Genomic DNA, 18,970 nt, shown 5'->3' on the forward strand with positions numbered 1-18,970 from the left:
ACTCGCTTCCAAATATGCGCTATTTAGCTTTATTTACCGTATCTGACCAAGAAATAGCTTTTATAACTATTTGAATTTTAATCAGTTTGCGCTACCTTTGCATATCTTTCTGAAACACTTTGTTTCACCCCTATAAAACCAATAGTTTCATACCTCGAAACAAAAGAACTCTTGACCGCTCTATGATTACGTCATGTAAAGAACAAAAAACGATGAGTAAAAAAAGTTATATAATCTGTAATACTTAGAGTTATTTGCTAAATTTGCAGCCTTTATGTACGAACGTTATGAAACAACGATATAACAAAATAATTATACTGGTCATACTCATACTGGCAACTTCAAATACTTTTGCGCAACAAATAAAAGGAGTAGTCACAGATTCCGTTACGAATGAGCCATTAATGTACATCTCGGTCTTCTATCAAGATAAGAAAGACGTGGGTACCATTACGAATATCGATGGTGAATACAAGCTTGAAGCCCGAAAAAGCGGAGGTACTCTTGTTTTCTCAGCTGTGGGATATATCAGTAAAACAGTAAAAGTTGGTTCCGGCAGCCAGACGGTTAATGTAAAACTATCGATGGATAATGTCTTGATCGATGAAATTGTAGTGAAGCCCAAGAAAGAAAAATACTCTCGTAAGAATAATCCGGCTGTTGAATTCATGCAAAAGGTAATCGCACATAAAAAGGCACAATCTCTGGAAGTGAATGACTACTATCAGTACGACAAGTACGAGAAAATGAAGATGTCTATCAACGACCTGACACCGGAGAAGCTGGAAAAAGGTATTTATAAAAAATATTCTTTCCTGAAGGATCAGGTTGAAGTATCGGAGACTACCAAGAAACTAATTCTTCCTATTTCCGTGCAGGAAACCTCTTCACAAACCATTTTCCGAAAAGATCCTCTGAACAAGAAAACGATTATCAAAGGAAAAAATTCAAATGGTATTGATGAATTCTTTTCGACAGGTGATATGTTAGGGACAGTTTTGAAAGATGTATTTGCAGACATTAATATTTACGATGATGAAATTCGTTTGTTACAGCAGCGTTTTGTAAGTCCTATCGGTAATAATGCTATTTCATTTTATAAGTTTTATCTGATGGATACACTTATGGTTAATAAGCGTGAATGTGTACATGTGTCTTTCGTCCCGCAGAACTCACAAGATTTCGGTTTTACGGGTCATCTTTATGTATTGAATGATTCGACATATGCTGTTCAAAAATGCACCATGAATCTTCCAAAGAAAACCGGAGTAAACTTTGTCAATCAGATGGATATCGTACAACAATACGAACAACTTCCTAACGGTAACTGGGTATTGGCAGATGATGATATGACGGTAGATCTCTCCTGGAATTCAAATAAAACCGCGGGAGGTTTACAAGTAGAACGAACGACAAAATATAGTAATTACGAATTTGATTCTATTGAGCAGCGACTTTTCCGGCTGAAAGGTGACATAATAAAAGAGGCGGATATGCTCTCGAAAAGTGATGAATATTGGGCAGGCGTCCGACAAGTACCTTTAACGAAGAAGGAAAGTAATATGGATATTTTCGTTAATCGCCTTGAACAGATTCCGGGATTCAAATACCTTATCTTCGGAGCAAAGGCACTGATTGAAAACTTTGTTGAAACAGGAAGTAAAGAACATCCAAGTAAAGTTGATATCGGCCCTATCAATACGATGATTTCGAGCAACTACATTGATGGAACCCGTTTCCGTCTAAGTGGCATGACAACCGCTCATTTTGACAAGCATTGGTTCCTTAGCGGCTATGGCGCTTATGGGCTGAAAGATCAGCGTTGGAAATATAGCGGTACGCTGACTTATTCCTTTAACAAACGTGATTATGTAGTATGGGAATTCCCTAAACATTATATTTCAGCTACTTATAGCTACGATGTTATGTCACCGATGGATAAGTTTCTGTTTACGGATAAGGATAATATTTTCCTTTCTCTGAAAACAACAACGGTAGACCAGATGTCTTATATGCGCGATGCTACTATCAATTATGAACTGGAGACTCAAACCGGATTTGGTGTAAAAGCAATGCTTCGCCATCGTAACGATGAGCCTTGCGGTAAATTGGAATATTTACGTAATGATGCAGCACAAACGCGTGTCCATGATGTTACAACTACCGAAGCCAGCATGACTTTACGCTATGCTCCGGGAGAATCTTTCGTAAATTCAAAGCAACGTCGTGTTCCTGTATCACTGGATGCTCCCGTTTTCACACTGACTCATGCAATGGGGTTCAAAGGAATATTGGGAGGAGAATATAATTTCAATCGTACAGAAGCAAGTATCTGGAAACGTTTCTGGCTTCCTTCTTCCTGGGGTAAAATTGACTGTAGCGTAAAAGCCGGTGCAGAATGGAACATAGTACCTTTCCCACTACTGATTTTACCAGAAGCCAACTTGTCCTATATCACCCAACGTGAAACGTTCTGCTTGATCAATAACATGGAATTCCTAAATGATCGTTTCGCTTCTATGTCCGTATCTTATGACATGAACGGAAAATTATTCAACCGCATTCCTCTTATTAAGAACCTGAAATGGAGGGAAATGTTTCGTGTACGTGCTTTGTGGGGGGCTTTGACTGATAAAAACAATCCATTCAAGAGTAGTAATCCGGATTTGTTCCGCTTTCCTACCCGCGATGGTAAATTTACTAGTTTTGTAATGGACCCGAAAGTACCGTACATTGAAGGTAGTGTCGGAATATACAATATATTTAAATTGCTGCACATCGAATATGTACATCGTTTCACTTACCGTGATAATCCGGGTATTAATAAAAATGGTATCCGCTTCATGGTATTAATGGTATTCTAAAATTATGCAACCTTTAGCAGAGCGGTTACGACCAAAAACTTTAGATGAATATATCGGTCAGAAACATTTAGTTGGACCGGGTGCTATCTTGCGCAAAATGATTGATGCAGGACGCATCTCTTCTTTTATCCTTTGGGGACCTCCCGGTGTAGGTAAAACTACATTAGCGCAAATCATTGCCAATAAACTGGAAACCCCGTTTTATACATTAAGTGCGGTAACATCCGGTGTTAAGGATGTACGTGAAGTGATAGAACGTGCCAAGAGCAACCGTTTCTTTTCACAATCCAGTCCGATCATGTTTATCGATGAAATTCATCGGTTCAGTAAGTCACAGCAGGATTCTCTATTAGGGGCAGTAGAGCAAGGAACAATTACTCTGATTGGTGCCACAACAGAAAATCCGTCATTTGAAGTCATTCGTCCTCTCCTATCACGTTGCCAACTTTATGTTCTTAAATCATTAGAAAAAGAAGATTTGCAGGAACTGCTACAACGTGCAATTACTACGGATGTAGTGTTGAAAGAACGGAGAATAGAACTGAAAGAAACGACAGCAATGTTACGCTTTTCGGGTGGAGATGCTCGCAAACTGTTAAATATATTAGAGCTGGTTGTTGAGTCAGAAGCAAGCGATAGTGTAGTCATTACGGATGAGATGGTAACTGAGCGCTTGCAACAAAATCCACTGGCTTATGATAAAGACGGAGAAATGCATTATGACATTATTTCAGCTTTTATCAAATCTATCCGGGGAAGTGATCCCGATGGAGCTATTTACTGGCTTGCACGTATGGTAGAAGGAGGTGAAGACCCTTCTTTTATTGCTCGTAGATTAGTGATTTCAGCTTCTGAAGATATAGGTCTTGCCAATCCTAATGCTCTGCTTTTAGCAAATGCTTGTTTTGATACACTCATGAAGATCGGATGGCCTGAGGGAAGAATTCCTTTAGCAGAAACTACAATTTATCTGGCAACAAGCCCTAAAAGTAATTCAGCTTACAATGCAATCAATGATGCGTTGGAGTTAGTACGTTCCAGTGGAAATTTACCTGTACCCTTACACCTCCGCAATGCACCTACCAAATTAATGAAGCAGTTAGGATATGGTCAAGAGTATAAGTATGCCCATAGTTACGAAGGTAATTTTGTAAAGCAGCAGTTCTTACCCGATGAATTGAAAGATAAACGAATCTGGCAACCTCAGAATAATGCAGCCGAGCAAAAACACGCTGAACGGATGCAGCAATTGTGGGGAGAAAGATTTAAGAAACAGGAATAGACAATTCAAAATATTTATTTATGAAAATAGTAGTTTTAGACGGCTATGCCGCCAATCCCGGAGATCTGTCTTGGGAAGGTTTGAAAGCTCTCGGCGAATGTACCATCTATGATCGCACTGCTCCCGAAGAAGTGCTGGAACGTGCTGCCGACGCAGAAGTAATTCTAACTAATAAAGTGATCATTAATGCAGATCATATGACCGCTTTCCCTGAACTGAAATATATTGGTGTACTAGCTACGGGATACAATGTAGTAGATACTGCCGCAGCCAAAGAACGTGGTATCACTGTCACAAATATCCCGGCATATAGCACTGCTTCCGTCGCCCAAATGGTATTTGCCCATATCCTGAACATAGCATTGCAAGTACAGCATCATTCAGAAGAGGTCCGTAAAGGTCGTTGGGTAAATAGCAAGGATTTCTGTTTCTGGGACACTCCATTAATGGAACTGAGAGAAAAGAAAATCGGTTTTATCGGATTGGGAAATACAGGTTACAGTACAGCTCGTATTGCTATTGGCTTCGGTATGCAAGTGTATGCAGTAACTTCCAAATCGCATTTCCAATTACCACCGGAAATCAAAAAAATGGATATGGACCGGTTGTTTAGCGAATGTGACATTATCAGTTTACACTGTCCGCTGACTCCTGATACTCACGAATTAGTCAATGCACGCCGTCTCGCTACAATGAAACCATCGGCTATCTTGATTAATACAGGTCGGGGGCCGCTTATTAACGAACAAGACCTTGCTGATGCACTGAACAATGGCAAGATTTATGCAGCTGGAGTAGATGTACTTTCAACAGAACCTCCTCGTGCTGATAACCCGTTACTTACAGCAAAGAACTGTTACATCACTCCGCATATTGCATGGGCCACTTCAGAAGCACGCGAACGCCTGATGAATATCGCGATCAGTAATTTACAAGCATTTATTGCCGGAACTCCGGAAAATGTAGTAAATAAATAAACGGTTGCATACTTTAATAATATAAGCTACTCCATCCTGAAGTAACCCTTAAAAGCTAAACAAAAACTTTCAGGAAGACTGTAAACAGAATGCAGTAGCTTTTTTTTCCCTCCAATACCTTTACATATAAAGACACGTTAATGCTTAAATCAAACTAGCATATTTAAATTTTAAAGGTAGCATCGAGAGAAAAAATTTCCTTATTGCTACGATAATATCAATCGTTTCATTTACTTTATGCCTTGCCGTGGCATTTGTAGATTTATTCCTATACTATGCTGTTGATTACAAAACCAGCGTTGAACCTTCTTTAGGTATTATAGGAGGAGGTATTTTACTCTTAGCATACCTGCTGACCGCCAATAACGTTCAAATTACAGATAGTTCGATCGCATAAAAAAACACCTCTTCCTATTTTACTCTACTTCATGCTTGAAGGAAGTAGAGTAAAATAGGAAGAGGTGTTTTTTATTTTAATATGCGTGTCCTCCCTCATCCATTTCTTTCTCTGTAATCTTCTTACTGTCAATACTACGCCACGCATAGAATATATAAGCAATCACAAATGGTATAAGAATAGAAACCCATGACATTGTCTCCAGCGTATACATACTGGAACAACTATTGGCTAATGTCAGTGAACTTTGTAAATCCGCTGTAGAAGGGTAATACGCTGTATTATTATATCCTGCAACCAATAGTAAAGCTAGCACAGTCAGTACAGTACCAATCCCTGTAAACCAGATTCCTTTGTCGAAAGTCTTTTTGAAAACCGTCTTTCCAATTCCGAAAAGTACTAATACAACTCCTACTAAGAATAGACCTAATACAACAGGCATTTCTATAAAGTTAGTGAAATACTTAAATGGCTGCATATAAATTTCTTGTGTATCCGGATTTACAGCAAAGCCATCTGATACTAACGTACGAATTACAAATGCCAGAAAGAATACCAAGAATAATATCGTATTATTCAATACTGCCCGCCTACATTTATTGGTTAAATCTTTATCATTAATATTATTAATAAAATAAAGTGCTCCTAACACACGTGCCAAAAAGAAAACTGCCAATCCTAAAATTATATTCCAAATATTTGTCAGCGCATCCAATCCATGCCAGTTATTTCCCCAATGGCTGATAACCGGCATAATTGTATCTGTAATATTCGATTTATTAACGTAAAAGTCAGAACCTGTAAAGAAAGTAGCGACAGCTCCACCTAATAATAGTGGGCCTACTACTCCATTAATTACTAAAAAAGTCTGATACGTCTTTTTACCTAACAGATTTCCTGCTTTACTTTGAAATTCATAACTAACTGCCTGTAGAACAAAGCTAAATAAAATAATCATCCAAAGCCAATAAGCACCTCCGAAACTAGTACTATAAAACAAAGGGAAAGAAGCAAAAAAAGCACCTCCGAATGTTACCAAAGTAGTAAATGTAAATTCCCATTTGCGTCCTGTAGAATTCACTATCATCTTACGATGTTCATCTGTCTTACCCAGACAAAACAACAACGAATTTCCTCCCTGCACAAATAATAAAAATACAAGTATGGCTCCAAGCAAGGATACAATGAGCCACCAATATTGTTGAAGAAGTATATACATGAGTTATCAGTTTTAAGTTACATAATTTAATGATATCCTATATACGATTTACTTATGCTTCGGGTCCCTTCTTTATAGCCCGCAACATGATTCCGATACCAGCTATCAGCATGACAGTAAATATAAACAGGAAAATGAAGAAAGTAATCTGGACAGAACTTACATCCAATTTAGAAATAGCAACCGTTGTAGGAAGTAAATCACGAATAGCCCAAGGCTGGCGACCACATTCTGCCACTACCCATCCGGCCTGTCCAGCAATATACCCCAATGGGATAGTCAATAAAGCAATCCAATGTATCCAGCGCATTTTACTTAAATCCTTCTTATATACAAGGAAAAGTACAACAATAAAGAACAGAATAAAATATCCACCAAGTATTACCATCACACGGAAAGCATAGAAGTTCAAAGGTACATTGGGAACCAATTCGTTCACATCTTTAATATATCCATAACCAAAATAAGACATATTTTCTTTCAATACAGAATGTGCTACTTGTGCATCAATTTCATTTCCCGCTTTCTTTGCTACTTTGTAGGCTTTCAATGCACCAATAGCAGTTTTTCCACGTTCGATCTTCTCTTTTGCAGAAAGTGCAGTTGTACCATCCTTTAGCTGATAACCTCCTTCAATAAGATTTGTAATTCCGGGAACATAGGCATTTGCATCCCGTTCGGCTAAGAATGAAAGGAAGTTTGGTATTTCTATCCGAAATAAGAAAGGCTCTTTTCCATCATTATAAGTTTTCTTTTCCGGATTCAATGCTCCTATGGCTACCAAACCAACATTATTACCTCCTTCGTACAAACCTTCCACTGCCGCCAACTTCATTGGTTGTGTCTGGGCTATCTGATAACCGGAACCATCACCTGTCCAAGCAGCAAGCAAGGATGCTACCAACCCAAAGATTGCACCTATTTTAATACTGGCAAGTGCGAATTCATGATTGCGTTTCTTCAGCAAATACCAGCAACCGATACCTACCACAAAGATTCCACCCAACACCCAGCCGGATAATACAGTATGAAAGAATTTATTAACAGCTACAGGAGAAGTAGCTACAGCCCAGAAATCGACCATCTCATTGCGGGAGGTTGCCGGATTGAATTCCATCCCTACAGGATGCTGCATCCAGGCATTGGCAACAAGTATCCACCAGGCAGATATGGTAGCTCCGAAACCTGTCAGCCAGGTTGAAGCTAAATGAAAACGTTTACTGACTTTCTCCCATCCGAAAAACATAACAGCAATGAACGTTGCTTCCATAAAGAATGCCAGAATACCCTCAATAGCAAGTGGTGCACCAAAAATGTCTCCCACAAACCATGAATAATTACTCCAATTTGTACCAAACTCAAATTCCAAAATTAACCCGGTTGCCACACCAATAGCAAAGTTAATACCGAACAACTTCATCCAAAACTGTGCAGTACGTTTCCAGAACTCATTACCTGTTTTATAATACAGTGTCTCCATAATTCCCATCACCACTGCTAAACCTAGGGTGAGAGGAACGAAAATCCAATGGTACATAGCTGTCATCGCAAATTGGGCTCTCGACCAATCAATCAGCGAGGTGTCAATACTTTCAATCATAATTTTATCGGATTTTTAAATTTAATAATCAGTAGTTTTCTCTGGAATAGCACGTTGTATCAATTCATTCCCCACATAGTCAGCTTTATCAGCATCCGTAGCATGATCATCTAAAAAATCGGGGAAAAAGAATAATTTAAGTATAAAGAACATAACAAACAACTTAACCAAGATAATAAGCCAAAGTGTACGACCTAAAGTCATACTACGGAAACCATTAAGATAAAAGTTCCAGATTCCAAGCAGTGCATTCTTCATTATCGGATACTTAAGATTTGTAATTAGTACAAATATACAATTTTTATAATTAAAACAAATAAGTATACTGAAATGTTGAGTGATTTATTCAATTTTTCTAGCAAAAGCTTCCTATCGACAGAAAAAAATCATTCAACGGGGAAATATTCTCATTTGTCTATTGTTTTTGTGCCTAATATAAGATGTACGTATCTTCGCATCAGTTAAAATCAATAGTAGTAAAAGTATGATAAACGTAAAAAGATTGACAGTGATAACAGTTCTGGGAACGGGTATGCTGACAAGTATATCCGCCCAGAATTCTTCTGTACAAACCAATACTCAGAGCGAAGTGGCTATCCCGGCTCAATGGGACTTGCAATCGTGCATCGATTATGCCTTGCAGCAAAACATTACTATTCGTAAGAATCGCGTAAATGCGGAAAGTACGCAGATAGATGTAAAGACAGCAAAAGCTGCTTTATTTCCTAGTCTGTCATTTTCTACCAGTCAAAATATGGTAAATCGCCCGTATCAGGAAACAAGTAATACGGTCAGTGGAAATGAAATCATCAAAAACACAAGTAAAACCAGTTATAATGGAAATTATGGACTGAATGCTTCCTGGACTGTTTACAACGGTAATAAACGGCTTAATACCATTAAACAAGAAAAATTGAATAATCAGGTAGCTGAACTTGATGTAGTTACTTCTGAAAATAATATTCAGGAGTCTATTGCGCAGACATATATTCAGATTCTGTATGCAGCAGAGTCTGTAAAGGTAAACGAAAGCACATTGCAACTTTCTATCACACAACGTGACCGAGGGCAGGAACTTTTGAATGCGGGAAGCATTGCTAAAAGTGATTTTGCTCAGCTGGAAGCCCAAGTAAGCACAGATCGTTATCAACTCGTTACAGCGCAAGCCACTTTACAAGATTACAAACTACAACTAAAACAACTGCTCGAACTGGATGGGGAGAATGAAATGAATATCTATCTCCCCTCTTTGTCCGACAACAATGTACTTGCTCCTCTACCTACTAAAAAAGATGTTTACGCAAGTGCTCTTACAATCCGTCCGGAAATTGAGGCAAGCAAAATCAATGTAGAAACATCAGAATTAGGTATTGATATTGCTAAAGCAGGTTATCTTCCAAGTGTCAGTCTTAGTGCTGGAATTGGAACCAATCATACCAGTGGCAGTGATTTTACTTTTAGTGAACAGGTTAAAAATGGATGGAATAATTCTATTGGGTTGTCTGTCAGCGTACCTATTTTTAACAATCGCCAGACAAAGAGTGCTGTACAAAAAGCTAAACTGCAAAGAGAAACAAGCATTTTATCCTTACTTGACGAGCAAAAGACACTATTTAAGACTATTGAAGGCCTTTGGTTGGATGCTAATAGTGCCCAACAACGCTATGCGGCAGCTAATGAGCAGTTGAAAAGTACTCAAATCAGCTATGATCTGATCAGTGAACAGTTCGACTTGGGAATGAAGAATACTGTGGAACTTCTTACTGAAAAGAATAACTTGTTACAAGCACAACAAGAACAACTTCAAGCTAAGTATATGGCAATATTAAATACACAATTGCTGAAGTTCTATCAGGGATATAAATTAGCATTATAAATAAGTAAAAACATAGAAAAAGAATGAAAACAAAAAAGATTATCCTAATCGCTGTGGCAGTCGTTGTGGTAGTGGGTGGAGGAATCTGGCTTTTTACTGGCTCTCCTGCTAAACACAAAGTCACTTATGCAACTGCTACTGTCAGCAAAGGCGACATCTCGAATTCGGTAACTGCTACAGGCACTATTGAACCGGTGACAGAAGTTGAAGTCGGTACGCAGGTATCTGGTATCATCGATAAAATTTACGCAGATTATAATTCAGTAGTAACCAAAGGGCAACTAATTGCAGAAATGGACCGTATCACTCTACAAAGTGAATTCGCTTCTCAGAAGGCTACTTATGATGGTGCCAAAGCTGAATATGAATTTCAGCAGAAAAATTATGAACGTAGTAAAGGACTACACGATAAATCACTAATAAGCGATACTGATTATGAACAAGCATTATATAATTATCAAAAAGCTAAAAGTTCTTACGATAGTAGTAAGGCATCATTAGCTAAAGCTGAACGTAATTTATCTTATGCAACTATTACTTCACCTATTGACGGAGTAGTTATCAGTCGTGATGTAGAAGAAGGACAGACTGTAGCCTCCGGATTCGAAACTCCTACTCTCTTCACTATTGCTGCCGACTTGACACAAATGCAAGTTGTAGCAGACATTGACGAAGCTGATATCGGTGGAATTGAAGAAGGACAGCGTGCTAGTTTTACAGTAGATGCTTACCCAAATGACACCTTTGAAGGAGTAGTAACACAAATTCGTTTAGGTGATGCAAGCAGTACAAGTAGTAGTACAAGTTCAAGTAGTAACACTGTGGTTACATATGAAGTTGTAATTTCAGCTCCTAATCCGGATTTGAAACTAAAACCTCGTTTGACTGCTAATGTCACAGTTTATATTCTAGACAAAAAAGGCGTATTGTCCATTCCAAACAGAGCTTTGCGTTTTACTCCGGAAGAACCGCTTATTGGTAAAAATGATATTGTAAAGGATTGTGAAGGAGAACATAAATTATGGACTCGTGAAGGAACTACTTTTACTGCTCATCCGGTACAAATTGGAATTAGCAACGGAATTGCTACAGAAATTACCGGTGGAGTTGCTGAAGGTACTAATGTTGTAACAGAAGCTACTATCGGAGCAATGCCTGGAGAAGTACCTGAAGCAGAAATGAGTCAAAGTGATACCGAAAAGAGTCCATTCATGCCAAGCCATCCGGGAAGCAAAAAGAAAAAGTAAAATGGAACTTCACCTCAGCTGATTATTAAAGAAAAAAGCTTGAGAATGGATTCGACTACATATTAAAGTATTTAGATACTAATTATTAATCACAAAAGTATCCCCTACTCCTTTTCTTTGAGAAAGGGTTGGGGTGAGGCCAATATGAAAAAAGTAATTGAACTTCAAAATATCAAACGAGACTTTCAGGTAGGAGAAGAAACCGTCCATGCGTTACGAGGCGTTTCGTTCACTATCCATGAAGGTGAGTTTGTCACAATCATGGGTACCTCCGGCTCTGGTAAATCTACACTGCTCAATACATTAGGTTGTCTGGATACCCCTAGCAATGGGGAATACCTACTTGATGGAATTTCTGTCCGTACAATGAGCAAATCTCAACGTGCGGTACTGAGAAATCGAAAAATTGGTTTTGTATTCCAAAGTTATAACCTGCTACCTAAAACAACAGCTATAGAAAATGTAGAGTTGCCACTTATGTACAACTCTTCAATCAGTGCAACTGAACGCCGACAACGTGCTATTGAATCTTTACAAGCTGTTGGACTAGGCGACCGGTTGGAGCATAAATCCAATCAAATGTCCGGTGGACAGATGCAGCGTGTTGCCATAGCTCGTGCTTTGGTAAACAATCCTGCGGTTATTCTTGCTGATGAAGCTACTGGAAATCTCGATACACGTACCTCTTTCGATATACTTGTTTTGTTTCAAAAACTCCATGCGGAAGGACGTACTATCATTTTTGTAACGCATAACCCTGAAATTTCGCAATATAGCAGTAGAAACATTCGTCTACGTGATGGTCATGTCACAGAAGATACCATCAATACGCATATTCTATCAGCTGCAGAAGCATTAGCTACATTGCCGAAAAATGAGGAAGATTAAATGATTTAAATTATGAATGGAACCAACTTATTTAAGATAGCTCTCCGAGCTTTAGCTAATAATAAGCTACGCGCTTTTCTTACTATGCTCGGTATCATTATCGGTGTCGCTTCCGTCATTACGATGCTTGCCATTGGACAAGGCTCCAAGAGAAGTATTCAGAAGCAAATTTCCGAAATGGGCTCGAACATGATTATGATTCATCCAGGCGCTGACCGACGTGGAGGTGTCCGACAAGACCCTTCAGCGATGCAGACATTGAAACTGGCTGACTATGAGGCTTTGCAGGACGAAACGAATTATCTGTCGGCTATCAGCCCGAATGTTTCTTCATCCGGACAACTCATCGCAGGAAACAATAACTACCCTTCTTCCGTAAGTGGTGTTGGGCTAGAATATCTCGAAATTCGACAATTAAGTGTTGAAAATGGAGATATGTTTACGGAAGCAGATATACAAAGTTCTGCCAAAGTCTGCGTCATCGGTAAAACAATTGTGGATAACCTTTTCCCGGGAGAAAGTGATCCTATTGGTAAGATTATCCGTTTCAATAAAATACCTTTTCGAGTGGTAGGGGTGCTCAAAGCTAAAGGTTACAACTCTATGGGACAAGACCAGGACAATATTGTACTAGCTCCTTACACTACAGTGATGAAACGTCTTTTAGCAGTTACTTATCTGCAAGGTGTCTACGCCTCTGCTCTCACAGAAGATATGACGGACTATGCTACCAATGAAATCAGTGATATTCTTCGCCGTAACCATAAGCTCAAAGCTTCGGATGAGGATGACTTTACGATCCGTACACAGCAAGAGCTAAGTACGATGCTGAATTCCACAACTGATTTAATGACGACTCTACTCGCTTGTATTGCCGGAATATCTTTGGTAGTTGGTGGTATCGGAATTATGAATATCATGTATGTTTCGGTTACAGAACGTACTCGTGAAATCGGTTTGCGTATGTCTGTTGGAGCACGCGGCGTTGATATCCTCAGCCAATTTCTTATCGAAGCCATTATGATCAGTATTACTGGCGGTATCATTGGAGTGATCATTGGTTGTGGAGCAAGCTGGGTTGTTAAGAGTGTGGCACATTGGCCTATTTTCATACAACCGTGGAGTGTCTTCCTTTCTTTCGCCGTTTGTACTGTTACGGGAGTCTTCTTCGGATGGTATCCTGCAAAAAAAGCAGCAGATTTAGATCCAATTGAAGCGATCAGATACGAATAAAAAACTATCTTTGTCTTTATGAAACAAAACTTTACATCCGCACGTCGTCCCCTGGAAGTACTGATACATATTATCAGCTGGGGGATTATGTTCGGATTTCCATTCTTTTTCGTTGAACGTGGAAATGGAAATATCAATTGGATGGCTTATATACGGCATTCAGCAGTTCCACTCTCTTTTATGATTGTGTTTTATATCAATTATTTTCTTCTGGTCCCAAGGTATCTTTTTCAAAGTCAAACCAAAAGATATATTACTTATAATATCATCTTGCTCTGTATAATTGGAGTATTATTGCATTTCTGGCAAAGTTTAACATTCGACCCGTCATTAGCACCCAAACCGAAACGGTCGAATATGCCTCCGGGCTGGCTATTTTTTGTTAGAGATATGTTGAGCCTTGTTTTTACAATCGGTTTGAGTGCTGCCATCCGTATGAGTGCACGATGGAGTAAAGCTGAAGCTGCCCGTAAGGAAGCGGAACGTAGCCGTGCAGAAGCAGAATTGAAAAACCTGCGTAACCAACTAAATCCTCACTTCTTATTGAATACTTTGAATAATATCTATGCTTTAATTGCATTTAACACAGATAAGGCGCAGCAAGCAGTTCAGGAATTGAGTAAGTTACTTCGTTATGTATTATATGATAATCAACAGACTTATGTTCCGCTGTGTAAGGAAGTCGATTTTATACGTAATTACATTGAACTAATGCGTATCCGACTGTCATCTAACGTACAAATGACAACGCAATTTGATATTCAGCCAGATAGCCAGACTCCTATCGCTCCTTTAATTTTTATATCTCTGATTGAAAATGCATTCAAACATGGTATATCTCCTACTGAACCCAGCTTCATTAGTATTTGTCTCGCTGAAAATGAAAAGGAAGTGATATGTAATATCCGAAACAGTAATCATCCTAAAAACATGATGGACAAGAGTGGTTCAGGTGTGGGATTGGAACAGGTAAGCCGACGTTTGGAGATTCTTTATCCCGGAGCATATAGTTGGTCAAAGAAAATCTCTGAAGACGGAAAGGTATATGAGTCTAAATTACGATTAAACATTAAGCATTAAATCTCAAAATATTATGATGTTACGTTGTGCTATTGTTGATGATGAGCCTTTAGCGCTCGGTTTATTGGAGAGTTATGTAAACAAGACTCCATTTCTCCAACTTATAGGGCAATATTCCAGTGCAGTTCAAGCAATGAAAGAGTTGCCTGATCAAGAAGTAGATCTTCTTTTTCTTGATATCCAGATGCCAGAATTGAATGGATTGGAGTTTTCAAAAATGGTTGATTCACGTACGCGCATCGTATTTACAACTGCTTTTGGACAATATGCTATTGATGGTTACCGCGTTAATGCTCTCGACTATCTCCTAAAACCTATTTCATATGTCGATTTCTTGCAAGCAGCCAGCAAAGCACTCCAATGGTTTGAATTGACTCAAAAACCGGAAGAGAAAGATAGTATCTTTGTGAAAAGTGATTACAAGCTGATACAAGTAGATTTGAAAAAGATTTTATATATAGAAGGTTTAAAGGATTACATTAAAATATATACAGAAGATATCCCCAAACCAATCTTGTCATTAATGAGTATGAAAGCTATGGAAGAATTATTACCTTCCAGCCGCTTCATACGTGTACATCGTTCATATATCGTCCAAAAGGATAAAATCAGGATAATTGATCGTGGACGAATTGTTTTTGATAAGACCTATATCCCTATTAGTGATAGTTATAAGCAAGCCTTTCAAGTTTTTCTTGATGAAAGAAGTTAAAGTTATTGTTAGCATATTTATCGGTAAAAATAGGAATTTTGTCGATTATGCTTTGGTAGACCAGGTTTTATCTATATCTTTGCATTGAACAGAAAAGGGATTGTGAAATTCCAAGAATAGAATAGTTTAGTTAAGTCTAGTTTAGTTTTTGTGTTGAATCGGAAGCCTGCAAGAGAGCATAGGCTTCCGATTTTTATTTTATTGATATTCAGCAAATTAAAAACACAATCGAACTTTTTTAATGTCAATTAGTAGTCAATACCAGAGAGCAAAAACGTCACTTTTGACGCTATTTAATGGTCGAATTATGGTCGGATTATGGTCGAAAGATCATCCGGCATAAAACAAAACTCAATATGGCTACATTTTCATTAGTACTCGTTCCAGCTAAAAAATTATCAGATGGAACAAATAAAATTAGAATTAGAGTGGCACATAACTCTGATTCCAGATTCATTACTACAAATATTATAGTTCAAGAAAACGAGTTCAAGAAAGGGAAAATAGTACAACGTGCAGACAAAGATTTTTTGAACGTTAAGTTACAAGAACAATATAATACCTACTTTAGAAGATATATGGAACTCGAACATGCAGATTCGATGACATGCGCCCAATTAGTTAAAATGATAACGAGTCCCTTGACTGGTGAGCAACATAGGAAATTTGAAGATGTATTAGAAGAATATCTATCCCAGATAGATGAAGAAGAAAGAAAAAAATCATATAAGCTCTATAAATTGGCGGCTAAACATTTTATAGACTTTACCGGACCCGGCTCACTGATGGAGCATATCACACCGATCCGAATAAACAATTATATCACCTCATTAAAGAAAAGAAAGAAAAAGCTTTCTCCTACTTCAATCAATATCTATGTGACTTTACTGAAGGTCATAATAAACTATGCGATCAAAATGAAGTACGTAGAATATAAAGTAGATCCGTTTGTTACAGCTTCAATTCCGACAGCAAAAAAACGAGATACCTACATCACTGTAGAACAAATGAGAATCATCCGGGATATGGAGCCTAACAAATACAATGTATCAGTAGTGCGAGACATCTTCATGCTCACATATTATCTTGCCGGCATGAATCTTGTAGATATGTTATCATACGACTTCCGGACAACTGAGGTAGACTATATCAGAATGAAAACAAGGAATACAAAAGATGGAGACAGATTGACATCATTTGCGATCCCTGATGAAGCGAAACCACTTATCAAGAAGTATATGAATAAGAATACCGGTAAACTCGTATTTGGGAAATATAAGACTTATGAATCCTGTTATAATACACTAACACGAAAGATGGTAGTATTGAAAAATACAGCAGGAGTAACACATGATCTCACATTATACTCAGCTCGCAAATCATTCGTCCAACATGGTTACGATCTTGGGATTCCTCTTAGTACACTTGAATACTGTATCGGTCAGTCGATGAAAGAAGATCGACCAATCTTCAATTATGTATCGATCATGAAAAAACATGCAGACAAAGCAATTAGGGAGATTCTTGATAATCTGAAATAAATTAGTAAATTTGCGTCATCAAGATAATACGGACATAATTCCGATTATTTTGGTTTGACTTTAGTGAGGGGGTGGTTCCCCTCACTTTTTTTTTGCTGGTACCGAACTTTTTTGATGTTCGATAGTATTCAATAATGTAAGCCTTCTGCTAGTTTGTTGATTCGTGTTGTTGATTTTGGAAGGATTGCCCTAAAGCACCGTCATTTGGCGGTGCTTATTTTATTAAGGTAAGTATAAAAAGGAACTAACTGATTAACTATTCACAAAATATCTAAGCCAGGCAATAAAACTACATCGCAATTTGTTATCGTCTTCTATAAAGGAGATAGAATATGAAAAAAGCGATTGAAATACATAGAATTGATATATCTTCCAGTCTACCGATCCCATACGCAGACGAAGGTATCAAAGCCGGATTCCCTTCTCCCGCACAGGATTATATGGAACTGGCAATTGACTTAAACAAAGAACTTATCAAACATCCGGCAAGTACCTTTTACGGTCGTGTCAAAGGTGACAGCATGAAAGATGCAGGTGTTTTAGATGGAGATGTGCTAATCATAGACAAATCACTTGAACCAAAAACGGGAGATATGGCCGTTTGCTTCATTGATGGAGAGTTTACATTAAAATATATTGAAATAGAAGAAAAAGTTATTTGGTTAAGACCTGCTAACGAAGAATATCCTCCTACCAAAGTGACTGAAGATAATAACTTCATCATATGGGGAATAGTCACTTATATTATTAAGAAAACGCGGAACAACAAGCATTTTTAACGAGTTATAAAGAGTGTTCCACGCTATTTTAAGCCATTTTTCTTTTGTATTATTGCACCATGTTTGGATTAGTTGATTGCAATAATTTCTATGCTTCCTGTGAGAGAGCATTCCAACCGTCATATATAGGAAAACCTATCGTTGTACTATCCAACAACGATGGATGTGTTATTGCACGATCCAACGAAGCAAAAGCACTAGGCATAAAGATGGGAGTTCCGGCATATCAAATTAAAGAGCTAGTAAACACTTACGGAGTTGCTGTATTTAGTAGCAATTATACGTTATATGGCGATATGTCCGGACGTGTAATGTCAATTTTGGCAGGACTAGCCCCTGAACTTGAAATCTACAGTATAGACGAAGCATTTATCAATCTTGATGGCATTAAAGAGATTCAATCACTCGGAGTTAAAGTTGTGAACCAGGTAACCAAGGGCACTGGCATTCCCGTTAGTCTAGGTATTGCTTCAACTAAAACTCTCGCTAAGATTGCTAATAAATTTGCAAAGAAGTATCCCGCATACAATCAACTATGTATTATTGACACTGAGGAGAAACGAATCAAAGCTCTACAATTAACGGATATCGGCGATGTATGGGGAATCGGACGTAGGCAAGCAGCAAAGCTCGAAAAACAAGGAGTGAAAACAGCATACGACTTTACCCAGCTTTCCGGTGTATGGGTACGCAAGAACATGACAGTAGTAGGTGAACGTACATGGAAAGAACTTCGTGGTATCTCATGTATTGATATGGAATCAGCTCCACCAATCAAGAAACTGATTTGTACTTCGCGTTCATTCGGTAAGATGCTCACCGATATTGATACAATAGCCGAAGCAATAGCAACACACGCTTCCACTTGTGCAAAAAAGCTCAGGAAACAAAAATCTTATGCAATGTCCCTGATGGTATTCATTCATACGAATAACTTCCGAGAAGATCTACCTCAATATTGGAAGAATACCGTTGTTCATCTTCCGGTACAAACCAATGACATACAGGAAATAGTACATTATGCCTTAACAGGATTGAAAAATATCTTCATGAAGGGTTATCAATACAAAAAGGCAGGGGTAATCATTACAGAGATAACAAATAGTGCACAACTTGGACTATTTGATTCAATTGACAGGGATAAACGGGATAGGCTCATACAAGCTATAGACAAGATTAACGGTGATTACTCGCAGCGCGTCAAGTTAGCCATACAAGGTACATCAAGAGAATGGAAACTAAAACAAGAACAACTCTCACAACGTTATACTACTG

The 18,970-nt window shown here is 38.2% G+C and carries 15 protein-coding genes; 12 read left to right on the forward strand and 3 right to left on the reverse strand.

What is annotated here, in order from left to right:
• Positions 1-287 precede the first annotated feature (287 nt).
• Genes PHO71_RS22785 through PHO71_RS22795 form a run of 3 tightly spaced genes read left to right on the forward strand, consistent with a single transcriptional unit; the run spans position 288 to position 5,123 of the window.
• Complete coding sequence (locus tag PHO71_RS22785) at positions 288-2,864, forward strand: DUF5686 and carboxypeptidase-like regulatory domain-containing protein (protein ID WP_300207966.1); 2,577 nt, start codon at positions 288-290, stop codon at positions 2,862-2,864.
• A 4-nt stretch (positions 2,865-2,868) separates the two neighbouring features.
• Positions 2,869-4,146 (forward strand): replication-associated recombination protein A, encoded by a 1,278-nt coding sequence (locus tag PHO71_RS22790; protein ID WP_300207969.1) that lies wholly within the window; start codon positions 2,869-2,871, stop codon positions 4,144-4,146.
• Between the two features lie 20 nt (positions 4,147-4,166).
• Positions 4,167-5,123 carry a D-2-hydroxyacid dehydrogenase gene (locus tag PHO71_RS22795; protein ID WP_300207972.1) on the forward strand — a complete coding sequence of 319 codons (957 nt, stop codon included), beginning with the start codon at positions 4,167-4,169 and terminating at the stop codon, positions 5,121-5,123.
• Between the two features lie 473 nt (positions 5,124-5,596).
• Here PHO71_RS22795 and cydB read toward each other — a convergent pair whose 3' ends face one another.
• The 3 genes from cydB to PHO71_RS22810 are packed head-to-tail and all read right to left on the reverse strand — an operon-like array spanning position 5,597 to position 8,597.
• Positions 5,597-6,739 (reverse strand): cytochrome d ubiquinol oxidase subunit II, encoded by a 1,143-nt coding sequence (cydB, locus tag PHO71_RS22800; protein WP_300207975.1) that lies wholly within the window; start codon positions 6,737-6,739, stop codon positions 5,597-5,599.
• 52 nt (positions 6,740-6,791) lie between these two features.
• Entirely contained in the window at positions 6,792-8,339 is a 1,548-nt protein-coding gene (locus tag PHO71_RS22805) for a cytochrome ubiquinol oxidase subunit I (protein WP_300207978.1), read from the reverse strand.
• A gap of 21 nt (positions 8,340-8,360) precedes the next feature.
• On the reverse strand, positions 8,361-8,597 hold the full coding sequence (locus tag PHO71_RS22810; protein ID WP_300207981.1) for a DUF4492 domain-containing protein: 237 nt from the start codon (positions 8,595-8,597) through the stop codon (positions 8,361-8,363).
• 226 nt (positions 8,598-8,823) lie between these two features.
• On the opposite strand from PHO71_RS22810, the gene PHO71_RS22815 reads away from it, so the two are divergent.
• From PHO71_RS22815 to PHO71_RS22855, 9 genes are all read left to right on the forward strand, one after another.
• Positions 8,824-10,215 (forward strand): TolC family protein, encoded by a 1,392-nt coding sequence (locus PHO71_RS22815; RefSeq protein WP_300207984.1) that lies wholly within the window; start codon positions 8,824-8,826, stop codon positions 10,213-10,215.
• A gap of 23 nt (positions 10,216-10,238) precedes the next feature.
• A complete protein-coding gene (locus PHO71_RS22820) occupies positions 10,239-11,462 on the forward strand; it encodes an efflux RND transporter periplasmic adaptor subunit (RefSeq protein ID WP_300207986.1) in 1,224 nt (407 codons plus the stop codon).
• 144 nt (positions 11,463-11,606) lie between these two features.
• Entirely contained in the window at positions 11,607-12,350 is a 744-nt protein-coding gene (locus tag PHO71_RS22825) for an ABC transporter ATP-binding protein (protein WP_300207988.1), read from the forward strand.
• 12 nt (positions 12,351-12,362) lie between these two features.
• Positions 12,363-13,583: an ABC transporter permease gene (locus PHO71_RS22830; RefSeq protein WP_300207990.1), complete on the forward strand. Its 1,221-nt coding sequence runs from the start codon at positions 12,363-12,365 to the stop codon at positions 13,581-13,583.
• An 18-nt stretch (positions 13,584-13,601) separates the two neighbouring features.
• Entirely contained in the window at positions 13,602-14,663 is a 1,062-nt protein-coding gene (locus PHO71_RS22835; RefSeq protein WP_300207993.1) for a sensor histidine kinase, read from the forward strand.
• Positions 14,664-14,676: 13 nt separating this feature from the next.
• Positions 14,677-15,375, forward strand: coding sequence for a LytTR family DNA-binding domain-containing protein (locus PHO71_RS22840; protein WP_300207996.1), 699 nt, complete (start codon positions 14,677-14,679; stop codon positions 15,373-15,375).
• A gap of 356 nt (positions 15,376-15,731) precedes the next feature.
• On the forward strand, positions 15,732-16,916 hold the full coding sequence (locus tag PHO71_RS22845; RefSeq protein ID WP_300207998.1) for a phage integrase SAM-like domain-containing protein: 1,185 nt from the start codon (positions 15,732-15,734) through the stop codon (positions 16,914-16,916).
• A gap of 332 nt (positions 16,917-17,248) precedes the next feature.
• Entirely contained in the window at positions 17,249-17,695 is a 447-nt protein-coding gene (locus tag PHO71_RS22850; protein ID WP_300208001.1) for a LexA family transcriptional regulator, read from the forward strand.
• 59 nt (positions 17,696-17,754) lie between these two features.
• Positions 17,755-18,970, forward strand: a 1,216-nt coding sequence (locus tag PHO71_RS22855) for a Y-family DNA polymerase (RefSeq protein WP_300208004.1), incomplete at its 3' end; no start/stop codon positions are given.

This window comes from Bacteroides sp., assembly GCF_028690125.1.
Taxonomy (GTDB): domain Bacteria; phylum Bacteroidota; class Bacteroidia; order Bacteroidales; family Bacteroidaceae; genus Bacteroides.